Origin of the sequence: Paenibacillus sp. RC73 (assembly GCF_044908085.1) — a bacterium.
Lineage (GTDB): Bacteria > Bacillota > Bacilli > Paenibacillales > Paenibacillaceae > Paenibacillus > Paenibacillus terrae_A.
The window spans coordinates 470,264-492,606 of the sequence record NZ_JBIYCV010000001.1 but is presented as its reverse complement, the minus strand read 5'-3'; the positions used below and the strand labels follow the sequence as shown (position 1 = coordinate 492,606).

Below are 22,343 nucleotides of genomic sequence, written 5' to 3'. Positions count from 1 at the left end.
GACATAATAAAAGATTGTAAAGAACAATATTTCAAGGAATTTCATTAGGCGTAGATTTAGATTCGAAAAGAAGATCGAAAATATTTGAGCAGAAAAGCAGCGAAGAGAGCGGAGTCGTTTTGGAGAAGCGTAAGCGTTCAAGAATAATCCGGTCACGTAGCGGACATAGATGCAGTTGCTTACTCAGAGCACAAAAAGCGTGATCTATTTAATGAAAGGTTTTGGAGAAATGAAAATTGATCGGTTGCTTTCCATCGTCATTTTGTTGTTGAAAAAAAATAGAATTCAGGCGAAGGAACTGGCAGATTTATATGAAGTTTCGATACGGACGATCTACAGAGATATCGAAGCGATTAGCCTGGCTGGTATTCCGGTGGTAACTTATCAGGGGGCAAATGGGGGAATCGGCCTGATGGATGGCTACCGCCTGGATCGCAGTGTGCTGACGGATGGCGATGTGAAGGACATTGTGATGGGCTTGCATAGCTTGTCCTCGTCGTTAGGTGGACCGAATGTAACCCGGCTGCTCGATAAATTTGAAAGCATTATACCGGATTCGGGAAAAGCGAAATTCAGTGTCAATACCACACAGTTTATCGTCGATCATTCGGGTTGGGGAAATCAGTCTGCGCAGGAGGCTAAGCTGGTAAAGGTGAAGGAGGCGCTGAGTCAAGCGCGTACGATTGCTTTTACTTATCGGAATGCGCAGGGAGCCGTGACTGCACGGAATGTCGAGCCGCATACGCTCGTTCTGAAAGGACAGCAATGGTTTGTATACGCATATTGTCTCGACAGGGAGCAATTTCGTTTGTTCAAACTATCCCGCATGAGTGATCCTGTCGTGACGGAGACGGCTTTCACTCGCCGGGACCTTTCCTATGAAGTGCTGCCATGGAATGAGGAACGGCTGGCGGCGGTCAGGGCGGTACAGCCTTTTACGCTGCAATTTAACCACAAATCCCGGCATCTGGCGGAAGACTGGTTTGGCGTGGAAGCATTGACTGAGCAGGAAGAAGGGATGTATACAGTTTCGGTTCCTTTTCCCGAGGATGCGTGGATGTACGGATTTATTTTAAGTCTGGGGCCGGATGTGATCGTCAAGGAACCCACCCATTTACGGGAGAAGATTCGGGATATGGCGTTACGTATTGCATCCAATTATGGAGAGCCTCCTATAGAGAATCTCGAAAAACATAGCATATAAAAGAAACAAACCTGACGGATAGTTGTCAGGTTTGTTTCGTTATACTGATGTCATATCAATCACGAAAGGGGATTTATGAAAATGGATAAAGCTTGTCAAAGTTGCGGGATGCCGCTGGAGCATGAGGAACAATACGGAACGGACGCACAACAGGCCAAAACTGATGAATATTGTAAGTATTGTTATAAGGAAGGTGCGTTTGTGCAGCCTGAGCTGACGATGGAGGAGATGATTCAGCAGTGCGCGCCTATTCTCGCAGAGCAAGGGATGCAGAAGGAAGAGGCTGTCGCGATGATGCGTAGTTATCTGCCGAATTTAAAACGCTGGCGTTCACAGGAGAGTACGGAACGTGAAGAAGATTTTAAACCGATCCGGGAGGAAAGTCGGGGGGAGATTCGCCTGATCGGACTGGCAGCACGTACAAGCAACCGGAATGAGCAAACATCCCAGGCAATCATTCCAGGCATGTGGGAACGCTTCTGGAGTGAAGATGTGCCTGGACGAATAAGCGGGCATGAAGAACACCGTTCTGTCTATGGTTGCTATACCAATTATGAAAATGGGGTTTTTGGCGACTATACCTTTTTTATCGGAAAAGAAGCGGCTGCGGATGGTGAAGCTCCTGACGGTCTTGAACAACTCGTTATTCCTGCTGCGCGTTACGCTGTCTTTCAAGCTACACCCGAACCTTCCTCGGTCTTCCGGGTATGGCAAGCGATTTGGAGCTGGGCCGCCTCGGGACAAGCAGAGCGGTCGTACACAGGTGATTTTGAAGTGTATGGCAATCCTGATGAGCCTGTACTAATTTACATTGCGATCAAGTGATGATCTGCTTTCATACGAGAAAAGAAGAAACCTCTGTGTGCTGTTCGGCATATAGAGGTTTTTTGGTACTCCATCTTGAGAATTTCTTGATATTTCTGTTTTATAGTATAAAATGTCACAATTCAAAATAAGTAGGTGAATAGTTATGAAAGCGTTGTATGACCAAACGGATCAGTTTATGGTTCGTTTACCGTTACAAAATAATAGTTTGGCCTTTTTGAATAACGAAGATCAAGACAGGCTTTTGAAACAGCTGTGTGAAGATCCTGCTTTTAGAGAACAAGTATTAGTGTCCAGCAAAACATTGTATGGAACAATGAAATATTTCTTAAATAAACCAGAGAAACTGACAGGTAAGAAGAAGAGAAACTTTGTTGAATCCATGATTAAATATGCGATACGAAAGGCAACAAGAACGACACTTTTTGGACTTTTTACATCTGTCGGAGCAGGTCAGTTTGCATCAGGAGATCAGTTTGAATTTGATCAGTATCAATTTTACAAAAAAGCCAGAGTGGATCTGGAATGGCTCTTTAACATGATTAAAAAGCTGGAAAAAGAATCTGCGGATCGGCTTGAATTCAGGATGAATGATGCATGTTACGTCAAGGGAGATCGTGCTTTTTTATTATACAGCACAGATGGAAAAGCAGATGAAATCAGTATTGGGGCTACCCCTGTATTTAAGATTGTATATGAGAGTTGCGGAGAATTTGTATCCTTTCAGGATATCACACGAAGGCTAAGTCAGAAGTATCCTCATACGGAAGGAGGAAGAATCAAGGATTATGTCATGGAATTAATAGATAAGGAGTTTCTTCTATCCCATCTAAGGCCGCCCCTTACGGTGTTGGATCAGTATCAATACTTTATTGAACAGGCGGGGAGGGCATGCGTTGCTGAAGATAGATTGGCAGACCTCCAGGCGATTGCAGTACAAATGGAGCATTACAGTCAATTGCCTTTGGGACAAGGGGAACACGAATACATAGCTTTGTTCGAAAAGATGAATCAATTGGAAAAATCATCATCACCGTTACAGCTTGATTCAGGCTTACGATTGCCTATTGCGGAGAAAAAACTGTTCAGTTCATGCTGAAGGATAATAAGCTGCTGGACATCAAGGTATATATGTATCAGGATTTATTACAACGAGCATTAATGAATGTACTTTGCAACGCTGTGGATCATACACCTGCCGGGGGAACTGTAGTATGGGAGGTAAGTTATTTAGGAAACTCAATTGAGTTTTCAATTAGAGATAGCGGCAAGGGATTCTCTCCAGAAGGCTTGAAGAGAGCTACACAGCTTTTTTACATGGCAGATAAAAGCAGAAGTTCGCAAGGGCATTATGGAATAGGGCTAACGTTTGCAGCTAAAGTGATCAACCACCATCAGGGTACAATGATGTTAGAAAATCACAACGAGGCAGCTCCTTATGGTGGTGGGGTAGTACGTATCATAATACCCGTAAAAATGAACATGGCTTGAAAAATGGAAATGTAGTCCGCTATAAAGCGGACATTTTTTATCATGGAGCTGTTTTGGTTTTAGTGTGTGACAGCTGATCTATAGATGTGTTACGGGTTACGGCCCAAAAAATAAGTGCCAAAGTGCTGACGCCAGCACCTAATAGACATACCCCGTTCCAGCCTGCATATGTGTACATATGAGTCGAAGCGATGGCCCCGGTGGCGCTGCCGATGGAATAAAATATCATGTAGCCTGCGGTCAGTCGGCTGCGTGCCTCAGGACGTACAGTGAAAATCATGCTCTGATTCGTCACATGCACAGCCTGTACCGCCAGATCCAGAAGGATAACGCCAAGGACCAAAGCGAACAGCGAGTGCTCGGTATAGCCGATAGGCAACCAGGATAGCAGCAGCAGAGCCAGCGCAATACCCGTCGTTCGCTGTCCTGAGCCTTGATCGGCAAGACGTCCTGCCCGCGCAGCCGCTAATGCTCCCGCGACTCCGGCCAGACCAAAGGCCCCGATGGCAGTATGTGAAAGAGATAGCGGCGGGGCACTGAGAGGCAGTACCAGCGAAGTCCACAATATACTGAACGCAGTAAAAATGAGCAAAGCCAGCACGGCTCGGACACGCAGAATCCGTTCTTGCACGAACAGGGTGAGAACCGAGCGAAGTAGCTGCGGATAGGATAGCGTTGCTCCTTTGGGTTCATTCCGTGGCAGCACCCGAAACAGCGCTACAGCCATGAATAGCGTCAATGCGGCAGAAACAAGGTACACCGAACGCCAACCCGCGAGATCCGTCAATACACCAGCCACGGTTCGTGCCAGCAGAATACCGATAACGACTCCGCTGGTCACCAGACCTACGATACGTCCGCGTTCAGCCGGGGCGGCCAAGGTTGAGGCGAACGCGACAAGAGTCTGTGTGACGACAGCCAGCAGTCCAACCGCTGCCATGCCCATGAGCAGGATTGTACGCGTGGGGGCCAAAGTAACCGCGATTAACGCCAGCACGGATAACAGCATTTGTCCAGTAATCAGCCGTCGTCGATTCAAAAGATCGCCAAGCGGGACTAGCAGCAGCAGTCCCAATGCATAACAAATCTGTGTCACTGTAATGATGATGCCAACTGATGAATGTGTGATGCCAAACTCGTCCGCCAGTGCGTCCAGCAATGGTTGCGCATAATAAATGTTGGCGACAGCCAATCCACAAGCTATGGCAAATAAGAGCGCTACAGACCGGGATATGGTACGAACGGGGACGATTTTCGCAGCGTTAGTTACGGTTTGATGCGATAGGAGTACCGCTTTTTCTTCTGACGTCTTCATTTTCACATACCACGTCGCTTTCTGTAATTACATACCGACAAGTATAACATACCGATTGGTATGTAATGATTTTAGGTCAATATAACTCGCCTACATATGAGATGTCAAGCGTGTATCATGTACATATTTGACAGCCGCTTCTGACGATCATACAATCTTAATATACTGAACGATACGAAAAGAAGGGGTTATTTATGGTTCGTCCACGGGAATTTGATGAGGAAAAGGCATTGGATGCAGCAATGCAACTTTTTTGGGAAAAAGGGTTCGAGGCTACGTCTTTAAGCGATTTAACCTCCAAAATGGAAATTCAACGTCCCAGTATATATGCTGCCTTTGGGGATAAAAAGCAATTATTCGAAGCCGCGCTGCGCAAATATACGAAATCTCACGCTGCTTATGTACGGGCTAGTCTGCAAAGCAATTCTTCTGCCAAAGAAGCATTTTGCAATTTTTTTGAAGGAGTCGTGGCAGAAGAATATGAGGAAGGTCCTAACCGGGGATGCTTTTGTATCAATACCATGGTAGAATTGGCCCCTCATGATGAGAAATTTGAAATTTTGACCAGAGAACATCAGATGTATCTTTCTGCTGTATTTCAAGAAAACATTGAGCGTGGTATACGATCAGGAGAGCTTGAGGCTGAGACCGATGCCAAAGCTTTGGCCCAGACCCTGGTGTCGTTGTTGATCGGAATTACGGTAATGATGAAGTCACGCCCGGAGCGATCTTTTGTGGAGCATGCGGTTGCGGTTACACTTACATTGATGGGGTAACATTTTCATAGAGATGATAACGTTTACGGATTGGAATAAGAACAAAATTATATATCGAATGTGAGGGGGATTTCTTAATGTTCAATAGAATGAAAGTAATTGTAACAGGCGCAGCTTCCGGCATTGGAAAAGAAATTACTCAACAATGTTTAAAAGAAGGAGCAAGTGTTATTGCCTGTGATATCAATAAGCATACTCTCAATGAACTTGAGGTTGAACTGGCTTCAACCCATTTGTACACTTATCCAATAGATATAAGTAACTATTCAGAAGTAGCCCGCTTTTTTACATATATTGAGCAAGAACATACGGATATAACGGCTTTAGTCAACAATGCGGGAGTTTATAGAGGAAAGAATATACTTGACTACCGTATGGAAGAAATAGAGAAGGTGCTGGACATCAATATTAAGGGATGTGTGTATTTTTCGCAATTTTTTGGAAAGTTCATGATTGAGAAGAAGCATCAGGGGATTATCGTAAATATGTCTTCTGTTTCTGGAATGGAAGGAAGCTCGGATGCGATCTATGGATTATCAAAAGCTGCAATCTTGGGCTTTACTAAAAGCTGTGCCATGAATTTTTCACCTTATGTAAGGGTTAATGCTGTGGCACCAACGATGGTAAGTACTCCAATGATGGATCATATTCCTGAATGGAGAAAGGAAGAATATACAAGTCATCAGCTAATTCCAGAGCCTTTAAATGCAGAAGATGTTGCTTATACTGTCCTTTTTCTGCTATCGGAAAGATCCAGGCATTATACGGGAGCGACCTTTGATATTAATAATGGGTGTTATTTAAGATAATTTTAGACGATATACTGGAAATCGCTTGTGTAGACTATAAGATGAATCTGTAGCTTGATGTAGTCAATGAATACGGGAGGACGAGGATGATGAACACGCAAATCCAACTGTTAAATGTATTATTACGCGTGGTGCAAGGAGACATCACCCGTTGTAAGGCCGATATTATGACGTTTTGTACAGTAGCATACTACTTTGGATGAAATTATTTTTGTTTGTTTTGATGCGGATAATGCTCAGTTATACAGCCGCAAGCTTCAAGATGAAGTAAAGGATATTAAAAAAGATACGGTTGAATGAGAGAATGCACGCACGAGTGGGTATAAGGGGGATAAGTGAATGCATGAGGAGCAAAATCAGGAACATTGGCCGGTGTGGGCTACGGAGCCTGTGAAAATAGTGAATCCTGATCCTGACTGGTCAGAGCAGGGCTTGCAGGTTATTCACGAGTTGCGGGAGCTGCTACTGCCGTTTAAGGTGACGGAAATGGAGCACATAGGAAGCACGGCAATTCCTAATCTTTCCGCCAAGCCCATCATAGACATTATGGCAAAATTGGAATCCTGGGATAGGCTGGAACAGATTGTATCTGCTTTGCAACCAGCAGGCTGGAGCTATGTTCCGCCTGAGCTGGACGGTCGGGAATGGAGAAGATTTTTGGTTAAAGTGGAACAGGATCAAAGAAAGGGACATCTGCATCTGATGCTGGAACATGAGGAGCATTGGGATCAACAACTGTTGTTTCGGAACCGTCTTCGTGAACGGTCTGAACTGGTTCAGCAATATGATGCATTAAAAAGGAAGCTGGCGATGGAAAATCAGCATGATCGTGAAGCGTACACGGAGGCCAAGACCGATTTTGTGCAAAACGTTCTGGATGCCGGAACATCCTAAAGATTAGGACAGCCGGACATCCCGGGTTTTCACATTGTTACTATAGAAGGTAGACTCGCTGGATAGTTTATAGGAAGGGAACTTCTCGTCTGCATCAAGGCGCATGGATTCCTCAAAATAAATCGCCTGCTGACCGCTAACGAGAAAAGGCAAGTTGCCCGCCTGTACTTCTATATCGCCGTTGTCCGGTGCGCTGACGATCTTGAGCACCGTAATACCATCACAGCCGCAGCCCTCTGTGTCGTAAAAAAGCTTGATATAGCCCGGTTGATCGCCGAGAATTTGTGTAAGCCGCTGCTCAGCCAGTGGGCTGATTTGAATGTTCATGGTGTCATTCCGCTCCTTTATGTCGAATAGGTCATTACTGATAAATAAAATCCCGAGGGATTGGCTTGTATTCATGTATAAGCATACGCCGTTCACCCGATTGAAAAATGCATTGGTGTATCGGGCGCAACACAAATTTCTGATTGCTGTGTTGGGCATTTTTACGAATGATGCCGGGGAAGTGCTACTATTAAAGCACGTATACCTGAAGCAGCCGGAAGCCGCACTGCAGCGTGAAGTCAAGGAAGAAACCGGGCTGGAGGTAGAGATCACCTCACTGGCGCGAGCCAGATTTGGCCAGACGCCGAACCGCGTGGATCTTATTTTTACAGGCCGCGTTATTCCCGGTACTTTCCGACCAAGCTCCGAAATCTCCGACATTTGTTATTGCGGTGTAGGGGAATGGCCGGAAGGTTTGCCAGCACACCAGAAAAAGCTTATTCAGGAGCTGCTGAAGTAGTTTTTATCCAGTGTTCATATATGAAGGGCTGATTACAGACGTTTCAAGAATACACTGATGCGCTCCAAGGCGATTTCCAGTTGTTCCTGTGACGATGCGTACGAGCAGCGAATAAAGCCTTCGCCGCCCGGTCCGAATGCGGAGCCGGGTACGGTAATGACACCCTCTTCTTCCAGTAACCGCTTGGCAAACTGCTCTGAGCTTAAGCCCGTGTGTGTAATGGATGGAAAAGCGTAGAAGGCACCGTTCGGTTCATGGCACGGCAGTCCTGTCTGACGCAAGCTTTCAACAAACCATTTTCTGCGCAGATTGTACGATTCCATCATGCGGTCTTTTTCCTCCAGCCCATGGCGCAGGGACTCAATAGCGGCAATTTGCCCGATAATAGGAGCGCACATAACGGTATATTGATGGATTTTCAGCATGGCTGAAATCAGCTCCTGCGGGCCGCATACATAGCCGACTCTCCAACCCGTCATCGCAAAGGCTTTGGAAAAGCCGCTGATGAGCAGGGTTCGTTCTTTCATGCCCGGCAAAGCGGCGAAGCTTACATGCTTCTGTCCATAGGTCAGCTCACCATAAATTTCATCGGAGATCACGACTAGATTATGCTCCTCCACCAAGCGGGCAATCGGTAGCCAGTCCTCATAAGTCATTACTCCACCTGTCGGATTGTTCGGATAACAGAGAATAAGCACTTTGGATCGTGGAGTCAGCTTGGCTTTGAGCGCTTCAGCCGTCAGCTTGAACTGCTGATCAGCAGAGGTTTCAACCGTTACCGTATGCCCTCCATTCAGGAACGTGATCGGTGAATACGAAATATAGCAGGGAGCCGGAATGAGAATTTCATCGTGCTCCGTAATCAGGGCGCGGAGCGCCAAATCCAGCGCTTCACTGCTACCGATTGTTACCATGATTTCATTTGCCGGATTGTAGGACGTGTTAAAGTTGCTCTCCAGATACCCGGCAATCTCCTCACGCAGCTCGGGAAGGCCAGCATTCGGTGTGTACGAGGTCTTGCCATTTTCCAGTGCTGTGATACAAGCCTTTCTGACATGTTGAGGGGTCACAAAGTCCGGTTCGCCAACACCAAGCGAAACGATATCTTTTCTGCCCGTACTATATTCAAAAAACTTACGGATGCCTGAAGGCGGCATTTCCCGTACAGCTGGAATCAAAAAATCGCTTATAGATACTGTGGTCGATACGTTCGTCATATTGATTTCCTCCTTTTTGAAAAACAAAAAAAACCCGCCCCTGTAAAGGGACGAGTTTACACCCGTGTTACCACCCTAGTTTCATTCCATAAGAAATGACACTCTGTTCACGTATCCATCAATACGTGTTCCGGTTAACGCTGGAAAGGCGGCAGAGCTTACTTCAGGTTCAGCCTGCTTCTCGGAGATGGCGTTCAGCTACCCTCGGAATGTTGGCTTTCACCTGCCCCAACTCTCTGCAAATCCGCTGTATAGCTTACTCGTTCTCGTCATTGAAATTTGTTGCCGTATCAAGTTAGGTGTAATTATAAGCACAACATTTCAGGATGGCAAGTCTTTTTTTATAAATTTTAAAGACAGGAGCTTCATCATTGACGACTGGAAGATAACGTATATAGTGGTATCAAGGGGGATTGTCCCCCAAATTTCACTGTGCTATTTGCACTATATTGGCTAGAGAGGGATGGTGTCCATATGAACGTATTTGAACGCTTTAACGGCAAGGTTTTGCCTACGGGATGGGGCTGGATCAACGAACCGACTGTATGGAGATTCGATGAATCCAAGAATTTACAGGTATCTGCACCTTCACAGGCGGATTTCTTTAGAGATCCGTCCGGCGCAGCGATAAAATCGTCTGCACCCTTTTTGCATACAACGCTTCAAGGTGATTTTACAATATGGACGAGGGTTCGTGTCGATATGAAGCAGCCTTATGATTCAGGATGCTTGATGATTATGGCGGATGATACCCATTGGGCCAAGCTATGCTTTGAATATTTTGAAAGCACTCCCTCTATTCTTAGTGTGGTCACACGGGATACATCCGATGATTGTATATCTGGGACGATGGACGTTTCCAATCCGTATTTGCGAGTGGCAAAAGCCGGAAATTGCTTTGCCTTTCATTATTCATCAGACGGGCAGCAATGGAAGTTGGCGAGATATTTTGGCATGGATGTTCCAAACGAGCTAAAGGTTGGGGTCGTTGCACAATCTCCGGTCGGAGAAGGTTGTGATGTTACTTTTGATGCCTTGACTGTGGAGAATCACGTAACCGGGGACATACGAACTGTGTAATAAACGGAGTGAGCATTTCTATAAACAAGTATGCCAGCCTGACGTATATACGTATATTCAGGCAGGGGGCTGGACAAGGGTTTGTTGTTTAAAGGAAAGAGATATAAGCTGCCCGGCTTATTGGGTGTACTGCTTGTAGCTACGTTGGGATGTTATGGGCTTATTATGTATGTGCAGTCCACAAGTGGGACGAAAATGTATCAATTTTTGTACTGGGATATATTTCTGGCATGGATTCCAGTCTTGATTTCTCTGGGAATGCTCGCCTTATCCAGGCTGGGAAACATAAAAGTGAGAAGGCTTTTTTTATTAATTGCCGGAGTCGTATGGCTGTTTTTTCTGCCGAATGCGCTGTATTTGCTGACTGAATTACTTCATGCATTCCGTTTTTATGATGTGAATCCTGACTCGCGTTTTTGGCTGAATACTCAATTTTGGTTGATCTTATTTACGTCTTTTTCGGCAGCAGGGATTGGTCTTTTTCTTACTTCCATTTGTATATTTACGATCCACCGTATGCTGCAAGAGGTTTGTTCCAGCTGGCTTGCGTGGGCTATCGTTTTTATGTTCCTGTGGCTGTCCAGTGTAGGTGTCTATATCGGCAGATTTGCTCGCTGGAATAGCTGGGATGTGGCGTTGCAACCCATGGTGATCGTGATGAATGTTTGGAAATGGGTGGTACATGCCGGAGCAAGGCTTCATTTGTTGTCTTTTAGCTGGCTGGTGTTTGGAATCGCGGTCATTTTTTATCTGTTGATCTATATCTCTTTAAGTGAGGAGAAGCACGCTTAGGCCGAGGATACGTATTCCATGAATACGGGCTTCGGCCTTTTTACATATGGGAAGCCATCAGCTATAGTTGGCCTCCCCGTGTTCTTCATAAAGCACACGCACCAGCAGATCCTGACTGAAATTGCCGAATCTTTTGCCGAAAATGGTGAGACCCCCTTTGTTCTCCGACTGATCGGATACGGATAAGCGTAGTGTAATATCGCTTTTATAGTTAAGCCCAATATCGTCTATTGTGACTTCTGATATACGGCACCCGTCAATGAAGCTTCCATGTTGATTGATGCGAATTAATTTGAGCATGCCATATTGATTCAAATGCGGTGGCCACCAATCGGGATTCAGAACCCCCGGTACTTCTCCAAAATCTCCGGCGCTAGTCCAGTGACCAATCGGGATGCCGTTGACATGAAAACAAATGTCGGAAGGATATACCTCACAATAACCCGGTGCTTCTGAGCCCAGCTCTGCGGAAAATTGAATTTCGGTAAAGGATTGATTCTCTTTCAGATAGTTGGGAATCCGATATTCCAGAAAACCATCTGCCATCCAGATCATTTCCGAGTCCAGCCGCCCGGGATCTGCAAAATAGCGGGGATCATCAAAATCACCAATAATGCTGTCTCTGGTCACCAAGCCACAGGTAGGTACTGCCTGGTAATTACTATAATGACCGATGCGAATTTCAACCTCGTACACATTTTTCTGCTCTCTGCTACGCAAGTCCACCATCAGTTTTTCCTTGTTCAGATAGCACATTTTTCGGGTACCATGCTTGCCGCTTACTGTATTGATCTCGACAAGGCCACATTCCTCCAGCTTACGAATATGCATCGTAATCGTACCGTTGCTCAGATCAAGCCTGTTAGCGATGTCATTCATACTTTGTCCTTGATGGGCGGCGAGCAATTCCAAAATTTGAATGCGTATTTCCGAGCCGAGCGCTTTGAAAATGTCTAGCCCTGACATTAAGTCCTTAATATAAATCATAGCTATAGACCTTCCTTATCTATAAAAAATGTAATGTAAGCGCTTATATATTTGTTTTGATTTATGTTAAAATAAAATCAGAAAGAAGTAAACCGCTTTGCTGTAAATTATTTTTACAAAAATAAAAAGGGGAGTGAAACGAAACTCAGAATTGATTTTTCACCTAAATAAAATCGCATTTAAGTTTATTTACTCTAAATTCTTCAATAAAATAACTTAAATACGATTTTATTTCGTTTTTCATGCTATTTAATTCTATACTTTATATTTATTTAAAAAGATTTATAAATGCATTGACGAACTGTAGAATGCCGTGCTATATTTTGTTTGTAAACGAATTCATTATTGATAAAGTAAAATGTTAATTATATGGCACATGAGAGGGATGATGATCACAGGCTGGAGTGAACAGCAGATGATGTACCGTACAGATGAATATAGGCCAAGTGGTATAAGTTTATTTCAACACTATATGTATGCGGTTTCATTTCAATTCTAGGAGGGGTCGCGTTGATAAAGAAAAAAGGTTTTGCAATGACAATGGTTGTGCTGTTGTTGATGGTTGCTGCACTGGCTGGCTGTAGTGGAGGAAGCTCCAGTAGTGATGGAAGCAAGGAGCTGACGTTCATGTTCCGTGGTGGTACGGATGAGCAGAAGGCTTATAAGGAAGTTATCAAGAAATTTGAAGAGGAACATCCTGGCGTGAAGGTTAAAATGGTCGTGACGGCAGCAGATCAATATGCTACAAAGCTTAGAGCTGCGATTACAGGAAATAATCTTCCAGATATCTTTTATTTTGCCCCTGGAGATTTGAAAGCTTATGTAAATAGTGGGGTGCTGAAGGATCTTACACCTTACATTGAGAAGAACAAGGATATAAAGCTGGATAACATTTGGAAATACGGTGTGGATTTGTATCGATATGACGGTAAAATGGCTGGCCAAGGAAATATTTACGGTATGCCAAAGGACTTGGGTCCATTCGCCTTGGGTTATAACAAAACCATGTTTGAAAAAGCAGGCGTTCCGTTACCTGATAAAGACAAACCGTATACATGGGATGAGTTTATCAAGGTCAGCCAAGAGCTGACAAAAGATACGAATGGTGATGGCAAACCGGATCAGTATGGTACAGGTTTTAACGTTCAGTGGGCATTGCAAGCCTTCGTATGGAGCAATGGTGCGGATTGGTTGGATGAGAGCAAAACGAAAGTAACGATTGATGATCCTAAATTTGCGGAAGCGCTTCAATACTTTGCTGATATGCAAAACAAATATAAGATTACGCCTGGTATTGAACAGTCACAAACACTGGACACCTATCAACGCTGGATGAAGGGCGAAATGGCATTCTTCCCGGTAGGTCCTTGGGATATGAGTACATTTGAAAAACTGCCATTTGAATATGATCTGTTGCCATTCCCGGCAGGATCGACTGGCAAATCGGCAACATGGATTGGTTCTCTGGGTATTGGTGTTTCCTCTAAAACAAAGTACCCGGATGAAGCTGTAGAACTGGTCAACTATCTGACGACTTCCAAAGAAGGAATGAAGCAGCTTGTAGATGCCAAGGTACAAATTCCGAATCTGTTAGATATGGCAGATGAGTGGTCCAAAGATACGAAAACCAAGCCTAACAATAAACAGGAATTCATTGATATTGTGAATGACTATGGACGCTCATTACCAGGCAACTATACGTATAACGCAGAATGGTACGATATTTTCTTCACCGATATTCAGCCTGTGCTGGACGGAAAAATTACGGCAGCGGATTATGTGAAGCAGGAGCAACCGAAGATGCAGAAACTGCTGGATAAAGCGGTGGAGCAAGAGAAAAAATCACAGAAATAGTACGTAAATAGCGGATAGAGGATGATGTTAGTGGCTGATATCATGCTGCTGGCATCATCTTCATTCCAAATTAGAAACAGAGGTGAGCCCTGTGATAACCAAATCTAATCTCTATCGCAAAGAGAAAATATATGGATATTTATTTATCCTTCCTCCTATTCTCGGTTTGCTAATCTTTACGTTGTTCCCGTTTGTCTATTCGTTATACGGCTCTTTTACAGACTGGGACGGATTGGGACAAATGAACTTTATTGGTCTCGATAATTTTAAAGATTTATTTACCGATGAACTCTTTTACAAATCGATGTACAATACTCTTTTCTTAATGCTGGGTATTCCAATCGGTCTTTTGTTAGCTTTGCTGCTGGCACTGGGGTTGAATCGCAAGATTCCGGGCACGACAACGTTTCGTGTGATCTACTATATTCCGGTTATTTCTTCTTTGGCTGCTGTTTCTATTATGTGGAACTGGGCATACAACGGAGACTACGGTCTGGTGAACCAATTCCTCGAATTGTTCGGTATTAAAGGTCCCAATTGGCTGATGGATAAGGATACGGTTAAGCCTGCCTTGATCCTTATGACGGTCTGGAAGGGTCTTGGCTACACGATGTTACTGTATTTGGCAGCCCTGCAAAGTGTATCTCGCTCTTACTATGAAGCAGCAGAGCTGGATGGAGCTAGCGGATTCCAAATGTTCCGCAACATTACATGGCCAATGGTGAAACCAGTGACCTTTTTCCTGGTCGTAACCAATATCATTGGCGGTTCACAAATCTTTACTGAAATGAACATTATGACTCCTACAGGGGGACCGGAATACTCATCCGCCTCAATCGTCTTCTATATTTGGGATAAGGCATTTAAAAACCTGCAAATGGGATATGCCTCCGCGATGGCTATGATTCTTGGCATCTTCATTTTTATCGTAACTTTGATTCAATTCAAAATGAATGAAAAATCGTCCTTTGATGGGGATTGATTTTCGCGGAAAGGAGTGAGTCTGATTATGTCCCATAGTCAAAGAACGAAAGTTACCAATATCATTATTTTTATTGCACTGGCGATTGGAGCGATTGCGATGATCGCGCCGCTGCTGTGGATGCTGTCCACTTCGGTGAAAGAAAAGCAGGATGTCTTTGCTCTTCCACCGGTATGGATACCAGAGGTGTTCCAGTTTAGCAAGTACAAGGAAATCTGGGAAGCGGGACCTTTGTTAAGCGGGATCAAGAACAGCGTGATTGTGGCTGTAAGTGTTACCGTTGTGGGTACCTTTACATCCAGTGTGGCTGCTTTTGCATTTGCAAAGCTGAGATTCCCTCATAAAAATAAACTGTTTCTTTTACTCATCGCATCGATGATGATTCCATACCCAACGGTTATGATTCCACAGTTTATGATGTTTTCCAAGCTCGGTTGGGTAGATACACTCTTGCCTCTGATCGTTCCAGGTTTGTTCGGGAATGTGGTTATGATCTTTTTCCTGCGGCAGTATTTGCTCAGTGTACCGGATGCCATTATCGAAGCAGCTAAAATTGACGGAAGCTCTTATTTCCGACTGTATTCGTCCATTACATTCCCGCTTATTAAGCCAGCAGTAGCGGCACAGCTTATTTTATGGTTCATGGGAATTTGGAACGATTATTTGGCACCGATTATTTACTTGAATTCACCGGAAACGCAGACGTTGCAGTTGGTCATAGCGAACTTTAATGCGACCTATGCCATTCAGACGGATTATCCGCTCATTATGGCAGCTTCCATAGTCGCTTTGTTACCTGTGCTGATTATATTCCTGATCTTCCAGAAACAGATTATTGAGTCGGTTGCTATTTCCGGTGTCAAAGGTTAAGTGTAGCCACTGGAGGGCACGGATGAATGATGCAAGGCAATCACAATATGTAATGGTAAATGGTAAAGGAAGGAGGAGAACAACAGTTATGGTGATGCTGCTTATGCTGGGCCTATCCGGCTGTGGGGATAATACCCCGGACCCTGTGTATCCGCAGGCTCCGCCTCCCGATCATTTGTATGATCAAAGTACGATAAATGATGAGCAGCGCTGGACGATTAATAATGCGCATGATCCTGCGATTATCAAAACAGATCAGGGCTATTATGTATATTCCACGGATGTAAAGGCAGGTGGAGAGCTGAGACCGGGGGTCATGGTACGTAAATCGACCGACCTGATTCACTGGAACTGGGTGCAGTATGCACTGCCCGGCATTCCAAAGGAAGCGGGGGCATGGTCATCAGCAACCAATCTGTGGGCACCGGACGTTATTAAAATGGGTGATGCCTATCGGATGTATTATTCAGCCTCCACCTTCGGTAGCACACGGTCAGCAATCGGATTGCAGACATCCAGCTCGCCGGAAGGCCCGTGGAAGGATGAAGGGCTGGTCGTTAAAACGAAGGAGCATGATAAGCTGAATGCGATTGATGCCAATCCGGTGCTGGATGCGGAGGGGAATCCGTGGATGGTGTACGGCTCGTTTTTTGGAGGCATTTATATTACGCCACTTGATCCCCAGACTGGAAAGCTGAAGGAGTCCGGCTACGGCAAAAATATTGCCGCCAGAGATCGGGCAACAGAGGACGGTGCTGTGGAAGGGCCGTACATTGTGTACAATCCCGCATTCCGCAAATATTACTTGTTTGTCTCATATGATTCTTTGTTCGAGGACTACAATGTACGCGTTGCCCGCTCGGATTCGATCACAGGGCCGTATGTGGATATCAATGGACATGATATGGCAGATACCAGCTACTTGCCCCAATATGAGATCGGGAACAAGGTATTGGGTGGTTATCGGTTCAGCGAAGGAGAAGGCTGGGTTGCGCCAGGTCACAATTCCGTTCTGAAGGACGGAGAGGATTATTATATCGTGCATCATGCACGGGGAGAAACGGATAAGAGCTGGCCGTATCTGCATGTACGCAAAATATTATGGACCGTTGAGGGCTGGCCTGTCGTATCGCCGGAACGGTATGCGGGCGAGCAGGAGCAGGATATACCTAAAAGATTATTACCCGGCAGTTGGGAACGCATCGTGATGAAGCAGGAAGTGGACGGTCAAGTGGAAGCTGAACCGCTTCGGCTGGAAGATGGAGGTCGGGCAATCAGCGGAACGCTTGAAGGCCAGTGGAGCTTTGACGGCAAGCGTACTTTAACACTGGATTGGAGCGATACATCCGAAAGGACCAAGGAACAACTAGTATTGCTTCCTTCATGGGATTGGGAGCTGGGTCGCCAAACTTTAATTTTTACGGGTATGGACGACAAGGGAGTTTCCATTTGGGGTAAGCGTATCGGCGATTAATTGTATGAACTTACATACTACACATAGAGGAGAGAAGAACCATGAATCAAAATGTACCTTTCATTAATCCGGTCATTGAGCAACGGGCAGACCCTTGGATTTACAAGCATAGTGACGGTTACTATTACTTTACCGGATCTGTACCGGAGTATGACCGCATTGAGGTTCGGCGGGCACATACCATTCAGGGCTTAAATACAGCAGAGCCTGTTGCCGTGTGGCACAAATATGAAACAGGCCCATTAAGCGCCAACATTTGGGCACCGGAAATTCATTTTATTGATGGCAAATGGTACATTTATTTTGCAGCAGCTCGCACCACAGAAACGAAGGAAGGTTTGTTCGACCACCGGATGTTCGTGCTGGAAAATGCTTCGGCCAACCCGCTGGAAGGAGAATGGGTGGAAAAGGGGCAGATTAAAACCCGTTGGGAAACGTTCGCGCTGGATGCCACAACCTTCCAGCATCATGGAGTTCTGTATTATGTGTGGGCCCAGAAGGACCCGGACATCGTCGGTAATTCCAATCTGTACATTTCTGAAATGAGCAATCCGTGGACGCTACGCGGTGAGCAGGTGATGATCACTACCCCTGAATATGATTGGGAAGTCATCGGTTTTAAGGTGAATGAAGGAGCGGCAGTTCTGAAACGAAACGGACGAATCTTTATCAGCTATTCAGCCAGCGCCACAGACTATAATTATTGCATGGGGCTGCTGACAGCGGACGAGAATGCAGACTTGCTCGACCCGAAATCATGGACGAAATCGCCTGAGCCGGTATTCTGCACGAATGAGGAAACGGGCCAATTTGGACCCGGTCATAACAGCTTTACGGTTGGGGCTGACGGTAATGACGTCATCGTGTATCATGCACGGAATTACAAGGAGATTACGGGTGACCCGTTGTATGACCCGAATCGCCATACACGTGTTCAGCCGTTGAACTGGCATGAGGACGGGACGCCTGATTTTGGCATTCCTGTACCGGATGGAGTTCCTGCTGGTAAATAAGCGATACGAATGTTGTAGATGGTTCATGTGTTGCACAGCAATACTGTAGCTTTCTAAATAGAGTAGGAATTATAATTTACTACGCATAACAAGAGGAATAAGATATCCCCTGAGCTTTAGGCCGGGGGATATTTTTTTATTTCGGGAAAGCAAGGGTGATTTTTTTAAACTGTATATGGAAGTAAGCAGGCTGGCCGTAATTCCTTATGTTGGAGTTACGGCCATTTGTTTTGTAGGAGAAAGGTATGCCAAGCATCTGATTTGATAAAAATGTTTAATATTTTCCACGGGATGGAAGCTGCAAATGTATGGTAAAGTGTAGTTTATACAAGAATTTTTTATCCTAAAGTTTTTTTCCAAAGTCTCATGTGCATACCGAATCCGAATCACACGAGGTGAGAAAAATGCTGCAATCATTAAAAGCCATTGCTAATTATCGGAAAGAAAATGATCTGGCCTGGGATACGCCGACTTGGCTGAAACTACTCGTTTCGGCTGAGGAGCGTATTGTGAATCTGGAACGCATCCACTCCATAGGGGAGTTAAAGGATGCTAATCCCGTACTGGATTATGTGGAGCATACGTTGCATATTTTGGACGGGCTTCCGCTGTCTTTCTGGATTAAGGAGCTGCTAGAAGACGTGCTGGTTTGGTCTGAGACGGCCAAAGGAGGCACAGTTCGCGAACGGCTGCGCTGGCAGCAGGAGGGCATCAATTTATTTGTGCATAATATCGGTTCCGCCCAACTGTACGTCAGACAGGCTCAAGCGGAGAAACCGGTGTTTCCCCGCAATACTATGACTCGGATTCTGATTGAGACGCATGGATTAATCGGACAGTATATACGGGGTGAAATTCCTTTTGCGGAAAATCGGGCGCTGCTGGAAATGACCCGTAAGGGCTGGTTAAGCCACGAGGAACTGGAGCTTGCCTTGCGGGCGCTGAACGAGTGCATTATCGCCGGGGTAGACCCTGCATTATGGGAGCAGGTACGGAGTGAAGTGGAGCAACTGATTGGCTGGATCGCATGGGATAACGCGCCTGTGGCCTGGAGTGTAAAGGAACGACTGGAGAGATTACGGTCGGTTTCTATTCATGAAGGGGAGCCCTTCGAGCAGGCCTACGCCGAGCTGGAGCGCGAGTTGAATGTAGATAAGGCGCTGGCTCCGTTGGAGAATCGGACGCTTTGGTATGTGGAGTCGGCTTTACAGGATTTTTCGCTTCAGGAGCTGGTGAAGGTGTTTTTGCTCACGTTACGGGATGGTACGGGACAGGAATTGCCTGCAACGGTGCGTCATATCAGCTTTGAATCGCTCATGAACACCATGCATTATGACTATCGCGGCATCAAGAAAATTAACGTTTATAAAAAACGGATGATTGAAAAATATTTACACGCGCTATCCTGGCAGGATATCTTGAAAGGAAAACGGAAGCATAATCCTCATTTGAATGTGATTGTGGAGCATAAAGAGGAACTGCCGAGTACCGTATTTTTCAATTTTCATTTTTCATCTGCGGCTGAGAAGCTGATCGACTTTTGCATCGAGGCGGAAAAAACGCCTTTGTATGACAAAGCTATATTACTACTGTTTGATCTGTTCGGTTTGCGCCGTGATGCTTATGATCGTTTTCATAATGAGGAAACATACCTTACGGATATGAACCAAACCGTAGATTACAAAAAGGTCATTCTAGATTACGTGACGGGAACTCGTGTACTAGATATCGGACCGGGCGGGGGTGTGCTGCTGGACCTGATTGAACAGGAGATACCGGACGCGAAGCCGTTGGGACTTGATATTTCTGTGAACGTTATTGAGGCGCTCAAACGTAAAAAGCAATTGGAGGGCCACCGTTGGGATGTTATTAAAGGAGATGCCCTCCAACTGGAGGAATTTATAGAGCCTGGGAGCATGGACACGGTCATTTTTTCTTCCATTCTCCATGAGCTGTATTCTTACATTGAACGGGATGGAGCCCGATTCAATCTGCATACGGTGGAGGCTGCTTTGCAAAGCGCCTATCGTGTGCTGGCACCGGGCGGACGGATCATTCTCCGTGACGGCATTATGACTGAACCGGCAGAACAGCGTAGACGAATCCGGTTCCTGGAGCCGGACGGAATGGAATGGCTGTTGCGATATGCCAAAGATTTTGCGGGTCGCGACATTGAAGTGGAGCGTGTGAGTGAGCATGAGGCTATTTTGCCTGTGAACGATGCGATGGAATTTCTATACACCTACACGTGGGGAACAGAAGCTTATGTGCATGAAGTGCAGGAGCAGTTTGGGTATTTAACTCCTTCACAGTATGAAGAGTGTATTCGTCGCACGCTTGGATCGCAGGCTATAATCCGGGAGAGCCGTCACTATTTGCAGGAGGGATATGCGGAAGCGCTTGCTGGGCGTATTGAATTTACCGATGAGCAGGGTCAGCCTGTTCCCCTGCCGGATAGCACCTGTCTGATTGTGATTGAGAAGCCGCAATAGAGTGGTTAGTATGCTTTGTTTTGTTATCGAGTGAGACTGATAAAATGTAAGAAAGCCTTCTGATTTGCGTCTAACGCGGTCAGAAGGCTTTTTTACACTTTAGTAGACAATTGATTCATTTGTAAAAGAAACAGACATTCTGTCTGCTCGTTCACAAGTTACTTCCGATTTAATGTACCATAATTATGGAAAAAAGTGATTTTGAAAATGATATACTAAGAGGGAACATTCTATGAATATTCGGTATACCTTTTTTTGCTACCAATGAAGGGAGGCGTGTTCGTGATGTCCTCGCATGTGGAGATATCGCAATATGACCCGCAGTGGGTAAAAGAGTGCGTGTGAGCGGACAAAAATCGCAGAGACTCTCGGAGATATAAGTATGGGTATAGAGCATATTGGGAGCACATCCGTTTCTGGCCTTGGAGCCAAGACGATTATTGATATTATGGCTGGGGTAGAAGATTTGGCGCAGCAGTTCAAATATGATCGTCTAGCGTATACCGAGGCCAAAGGGTCCTTCATTCGGCAGGTGATTCAGCAGGCGAAGCTTAGGAAGGATGAAAAATATGATGCTGGATACACAAGTAACGCCGGATGGTTTAAAAGAACGAATGATGCTGTTATCGGCGCTGGAAAAGGAGGACGTTACCTTTTGTATATGGAGGGAAGCTGGAGATACGGCATGGCGTATGGGCAACGTGAACATTCCTGAGGCGTATGATGATGGCTCATCCTTTTTGCTGGGGAAAATTATAGATACACCGGAGGAATATCAGAAATGGGCTGAAAGTTACTATGACCTGCCGATTTCTCTGGAGATTGTAAGCCGGATTTTCAATGGTGTTCCGATTCATGCACAGATGATCTCTACGCTGCATCCTCAGCGCGACCTGACGGAAGCGATGAAAGAACTGGAGCAGCTTGGCATATCGGTAGAAGAAAGATAACAAACAACTCTGTTTATCTTAACACTTTTTGCATATAATACAGGAGAAATGACAGGATAGCTTTAAAAATGAAGGAGTTGTGTTGAAAATGTCAAAACGTTTGATTCCTTACATCACGATGGATGGAAATGCAAAAGAAGCAATCGAATTTTATGAAAAGGCATTGGATGCCCAACTGCTTTTTATCCAAACCTTCGGTGAAATGCCTGAAAACCCTGATTTTCCCATTCCCGCAGAGGTCAAGGAACGTGTGGGACATGCCACCCTCAAAGTTGGTGAGACAGAGCTTATGTTTTCCGACACCTTTCCTGGCTCGCCGTTCAGCAGCGGGAATCAGGTGAGCATCTGTATTACAACCGACAGTGTGGAGCAATCCCAAAAAATGTTTGACGCTCTACAGCAAGGAGGACAGGTGGGGATGGCCTTGCAAGAAACCCATTTTAGTCCTGCTTATGGGAATGTAACGGACAAGTTTGGTATCACCTTTCAAATTTTCACGGAGGCTCGGTCTTAAACAATGGAAAACGGCCC

The 22,343-nt window shown here is 45.3% G+C and carries 23 protein-coding genes and 1 other annotated feature; of the genes, 19 read left to right on the top strand and 4 right to left on the bottom strand.

Annotated features, from left to right (window positions below; genetic code table 11):
• The first annotated feature begins 229 nt into the window (after window positions 1–229).
• From ABH897_RS02265 to ABH897_RS02250, 4 genes are all read left to right on the top strand, one after another.
• Entirely contained in the window at window positions 230–1,204 is a 975-nt protein-coding gene (locus ABH897_RS02265; protein ID WP_404591207.1) for a helix-turn-helix transcriptional regulator, read from the top strand.
• Window positions 1,205–1,285: 81 nt separating this feature from the next.
• Window positions 1,286–2,029 (top strand): zinc ribbon domain-containing protein, encoded by a 744-nt coding sequence (locus ABH897_RS02260; RefSeq protein WP_404520945.1) that lies wholly within the window; start codon window positions 1,286–1,288, stop codon window positions 2,027–2,029.
• 145 nt (window positions 2,030–2,174) lie between these two features.
• Window positions 2,175–3,128: a lantibiotic dehydratase gene (locus ABH897_RS02255; RefSeq protein WP_404520944.1), complete on the top strand. Its 954-nt coding sequence runs from the start codon at window positions 2,175–2,177 to the stop codon at window positions 3,126–3,128.
• Window positions 3,122–3,520, top strand: coding sequence for an ATP-binding protein (locus ABH897_RS02250; protein ID WP_404520943.1), 399 nt, complete (start codon window positions 3,122–3,124; stop codon window positions 3,518–3,520). Before ABH897_RS02255 ends, ABH897_RS02250 begins: the two co-directional genes overlap by 7 nt.
• A 40-nt stretch (window positions 3,521–3,560) precedes the next feature.
• Here ABH897_RS02250 and ABH897_RS02245 read toward each other — a convergent pair whose 3' ends face one another.
• A complete protein-coding gene (locus ABH897_RS02245; protein ID WP_404591091.1) occupies window positions 3,561–4,835 on the bottom strand; it encodes an MFS transporter in 1,275 nt (424 codons plus the stop codon).
• Between the two features lie 194 nt (window positions 4,836–5,029).
• Here ABH897_RS02245 and ABH897_RS02240 point away from each other — a divergent pair, with 194 nt between their 5' ends.
• The 3 genes from ABH897_RS02240 (at window position 5,030) to ABH897_RS02230 (ending at window position 7,314) form a co-directional block, all read left to right on the top strand.
• On the top strand, window positions 5,030–5,611 hold the full coding sequence (locus ABH897_RS02240) for a TetR/AcrR family transcriptional regulator (protein ID WP_404591089.1): 582 nt from the start codon (window positions 5,030–5,032) through the stop codon (window positions 5,609–5,611).
• A gap of 77 nt (window positions 5,612–5,688) precedes the next feature.
• Entirely contained in the window at window positions 5,689–6,420 is a 732-nt protein-coding gene (locus tag ABH897_RS02235) for an SDR family NAD(P)-dependent oxidoreductase (RefSeq protein ID WP_404591087.1), read from the top strand.
• A gap of 339 nt (window positions 6,421–6,759) precedes the next feature.
• Window positions 6,760–7,314: a GrpB family protein gene (locus ABH897_RS02230; protein WP_404591085.1), complete on the top strand. Its 555-nt coding sequence runs from the start codon at window positions 6,760–6,762 to the stop codon at window positions 7,312–7,314.
• Between the two features lie 3 nt (window positions 7,315–7,317).
• On the opposite strand, the gene ABH897_RS02225 is transcribed toward ABH897_RS02230, so the two are convergent.
• On the bottom strand, window positions 7,318–7,641 hold the full coding sequence (locus ABH897_RS02225; RefSeq protein WP_404591083.1) for an iron-sulfur cluster biosynthesis family protein: 324 nt from the start codon (window positions 7,639–7,641) through the stop codon (window positions 7,318–7,320).
• A gap of 73 nt (window positions 7,642–7,714) precedes the next feature.
• On the opposite strand from ABH897_RS02225, the gene ABH897_RS02220 reads away from it, so the two are divergent.
• A complete protein-coding gene (locus tag ABH897_RS02220; protein ID WP_404591081.1) occupies window positions 7,715–8,101 on the top strand; it encodes an NUDIX hydrolase in 387 nt (128 codons plus the stop codon).
• A 32-nt stretch (window positions 8,102–8,133) separates the two neighbouring features.
• On the opposite strand, the gene ABH897_RS02215 is transcribed toward ABH897_RS02220, so the two are convergent.
• Complete coding sequence (locus ABH897_RS02215; protein ID WP_404580198.1) at window positions 8,134–9,318, bottom strand: aminotransferase class I/II-fold pyridoxal phosphate-dependent enzyme; 1,185 nt, start codon at window positions 9,316–9,318, stop codon at window positions 8,134–8,136.
• Window positions 9,319–9,361: 43 nt separating this feature from the next.
• Window positions 9,362–9,600, bottom strand: a binding site (T-box leader).
• Window positions 9,601–9,792: 192 nt separating this feature from the next.
• On the opposite strand from ABH897_RS02215, the gene ABH897_RS02210 reads away from it, so the two are divergent.
• On the top strand, window positions 9,793–10,398 hold the full coding sequence (locus ABH897_RS02210) for a DUF1349 domain-containing protein (RefSeq protein ID WP_283655516.1): 606 nt from the start codon (window positions 9,793–9,795) through the stop codon (window positions 10,396–10,398).
• An 81-nt stretch (window positions 10,399–10,479) separates the two neighbouring features.
• The gene (locus ABH897_RS02205) at window positions 10,480–11,190 is read left to right on the top strand and encodes a DUF1361 domain-containing protein (RefSeq protein WP_283655517.1); all 711 of its coding nucleotides are present in this window, start codon (window positions 10,480–10,482) and stop codon (window positions 11,188–11,190) included.
• 57 nt (window positions 11,191–11,247) lie between these two features.
• Here ABH897_RS02205 and ABH897_RS02200 read toward each other — a convergent pair whose 3' ends face one another.
• Complete coding sequence (locus tag ABH897_RS02200; protein ID WP_283655518.1) at window positions 11,248–12,177, bottom strand: ArsR/SmtB family transcription factor; 930 nt, start codon at window positions 12,175–12,177, stop codon at window positions 11,248–11,250.
• A 510-nt stretch (window positions 12,178–12,687) separates the two neighbouring features.
• Between ABH897_RS02200 and ABH897_RS02195 the strand changes: the two genes are divergently transcribed.
• The 9 genes from ABH897_RS02195 (at window position 12,688) to ABH897_RS02155 (ending at window position 22,326) form a co-directional block, all read left to right on the top strand.
• The gene (locus ABH897_RS02195; RefSeq protein WP_283655519.1) at window positions 12,688–14,031 is read left to right on the top strand and encodes an ABC transporter substrate-binding protein; all 1,344 of its coding nucleotides are present in this window, start codon (window positions 12,688–12,690) and stop codon (window positions 14,029–14,031) included.
• 91 nt (window positions 14,032–14,122) lie between these two features.
• Window positions 14,123–15,013, top strand: coding sequence for a carbohydrate ABC transporter permease (locus tag ABH897_RS02190; protein WP_044646978.1), 891 nt, complete (start codon window positions 14,123–14,125; stop codon window positions 15,011–15,013).
• A gap of 27 nt (window positions 15,014–15,040) precedes the next feature.
• Entirely contained in the window at window positions 15,041–15,883 is an 843-nt protein-coding gene (locus ABH897_RS02185; RefSeq protein ID WP_044646977.1) for a carbohydrate ABC transporter permease, read from the top strand.
• Between the two features lie 88 nt (window positions 15,884–15,971).
• Window positions 15,972–17,357: an arabinan endo-1,5-alpha-L-arabinosidase gene (locus tag ABH897_RS02180; protein WP_404580199.1), complete on the top strand. Its 1,386-nt coding sequence runs from the start codon at window positions 15,972–15,974 to the stop codon at window positions 17,355–17,357.
• Window positions 17,358–17,398: 41 nt separating this feature from the next.
• Window positions 17,399–18,370: a glycoside hydrolase family 43 protein gene (locus tag ABH897_RS02175; protein WP_404580200.1), complete on the top strand. Its 972-nt coding sequence runs from the start codon at window positions 17,399–17,401 to the stop codon at window positions 18,368–18,370.
• A gap of 404 nt (window positions 18,371–18,774) precedes the next feature.
• Window positions 18,775–20,862 carry a class I SAM-dependent methyltransferase gene (locus tag ABH897_RS02170; RefSeq protein ID WP_404520939.1) on the top strand — a complete coding sequence of 696 codons (2,088 nt, stop codon included), beginning with the start codon at window positions 18,775–18,777 and terminating at the stop codon, window positions 20,860–20,862.
• A 382-nt stretch (window positions 20,863–21,244) separates the two neighbouring features.
• Window positions 21,245–21,577: a GrpB family protein gene (locus ABH897_RS02165; RefSeq protein WP_404520938.1), complete on the top strand. Its 333-nt coding sequence runs from the start codon at window positions 21,245–21,247 to the stop codon at window positions 21,575–21,577.
• The gene (locus ABH897_RS02160) at window positions 21,555–21,812 is read left to right on the top strand and encodes a hypothetical protein (protein ID WP_283655524.1); all 258 of its coding nucleotides are present in this window, start codon (window positions 21,555–21,557) and stop codon (window positions 21,810–21,812) included. The genes ABH897_RS02165 and ABH897_RS02160 overlap by 23 nt, the downstream gene beginning before the upstream one ends.
• A gap of 88 nt (window positions 21,813–21,900) precedes the next feature.
• A complete protein-coding gene (locus ABH897_RS02155; protein ID WP_283655525.1) occupies window positions 21,901–22,326 on the top strand; it encodes a VOC family protein in 426 nt (141 codons plus the stop codon).
• Window positions 22,327–22,343: the final 17 nt, after the last annotated feature.

Excerpts from the sequence above, each read along its gene's own strand:
- ABH897_RS02170 (WP_404520939.1), top strand. The coding sequence starts at position 18,775 with ATGCTGCAATCATTAAAAGCCATTGCTAATTATCGGAAAGAAAATGAT.
- ABH897_RS02180 (WP_404580199.1), top strand. The coding sequence starts at position 15,972 with ATGGTGATGCTGCTTATGCTGGGCCTATCCGGCTGTGGGGATAATACC.
- ABH897_RS02210 (WP_283655516.1), top strand. The coding sequence starts at position 9,793 with ATGAACGTATTTGAACGCTTTAACGGCAAGGTTTTGCCTACGGGATGG.
- ABH897_RS02175 (WP_404580200.1), top strand. The coding sequence starts at position 17,399 with ATGAATCAAAATGTACCTTTCATTAATCCGGTCATTGAGCAACGGGCA.
- ABH897_RS02260 (WP_404520945.1), top strand. The coding sequence starts at position 1,286 with ATGGATAAAGCTTGTCAAAGTTGCGGGATGCCGCTGGAGCATGAGGAA.
- ABH897_RS02220 (WP_404591081.1), top strand. The coding sequence starts at position 7,715 with ATGTATAAGCATACGCCGTTCACCCGATTGAAAAATGCATTGGTGTAT.
- ABH897_RS02165 (WP_404520938.1), top strand. The coding sequence starts at position 21,245 with ATGGGTATAGAGCATATTGGGAGCACATCCGTTTCTGGCCTTGGAGCC.
- ABH897_RS02185 (WP_044646977.1), top strand. The coding sequence starts at position 15,041 with ATGTCCCATAGTCAAAGAACGAAAGTTACCAATATCATTATTTTTATT.
- ABH897_RS02225 (WP_404591083.1), bottom strand. The coding sequence starts at position 7,641 with ATGAACATTCAAATCAGCCCACTGGCTGAGCAGCGGCTTACACAAATT.
- ABH897_RS02200 (WP_283655518.1), bottom strand. The coding sequence starts at position 12,177 with ATGATTTATATTAAGGACTTAATGTCAGGGCTAGACATTTTCAAAGCG.
- ABH897_RS02215 (WP_404580198.1), bottom strand. The coding sequence starts at position 9,318 with ATGACGAACGTATCGACCACAGTATCTATAAGCGATTTTTTGATTCCA.
- ABH897_RS02235 (WP_404591087.1), top strand. The coding sequence starts at position 5,689 with ATGTTCAATAGAATGAAAGTAATTGTAACAGGCGCAGCTTCCGGCATT.
- ABH897_RS02240 (WP_404591089.1), top strand. The coding sequence starts at position 5,030 with ATGGTTCGTCCACGGGAATTTGATGAGGAAAAGGCATTGGATGCAGCA.
- ABH897_RS02160 (WP_283655524.1), top strand. The coding sequence starts at position 21,555 with ATGGGCAACGTGAACATTCCTGAGGCGTATGATGATGGCTCATCCTTT.
- ABH897_RS02250 (WP_404520943.1), top strand. The coding sequence starts at position 3,122 with ATGCTGAAGGATAATAAGCTGCTGGACATCAAGGTATATATGTATCAG.
- ABH897_RS02155 (WP_283655525.1), top strand. The coding sequence starts at position 21,901 with ATGTCAAAACGTTTGATTCCTTACATCACGATGGATGGAAATGCAAAA.
- ABH897_RS02230 (WP_404591085.1), top strand. The coding sequence starts at position 6,760 with ATGCATGAGGAGCAAAATCAGGAACATTGGCCGGTGTGGGCTACGGAG.
- ABH897_RS02255 (WP_404520944.1), top strand. The coding sequence starts at position 2,175 with ATGAAAGCGTTGTATGACCAAACGGATCAGTTTATGGTTCGTTTACCG.
- ABH897_RS02245 (WP_404591091.1), bottom strand. The coding sequence starts at position 4,835 with ATGAAGACGTCAGAAGAAAAAGCGGTACTCCTATCGCATCAAACCGTA.
- ABH897_RS02265 (WP_404591207.1), top strand. The coding sequence starts at position 230 with ATGAAAATTGATCGGTTGCTTTCCATCGTCATTTTGTTGTTGAAAAAA.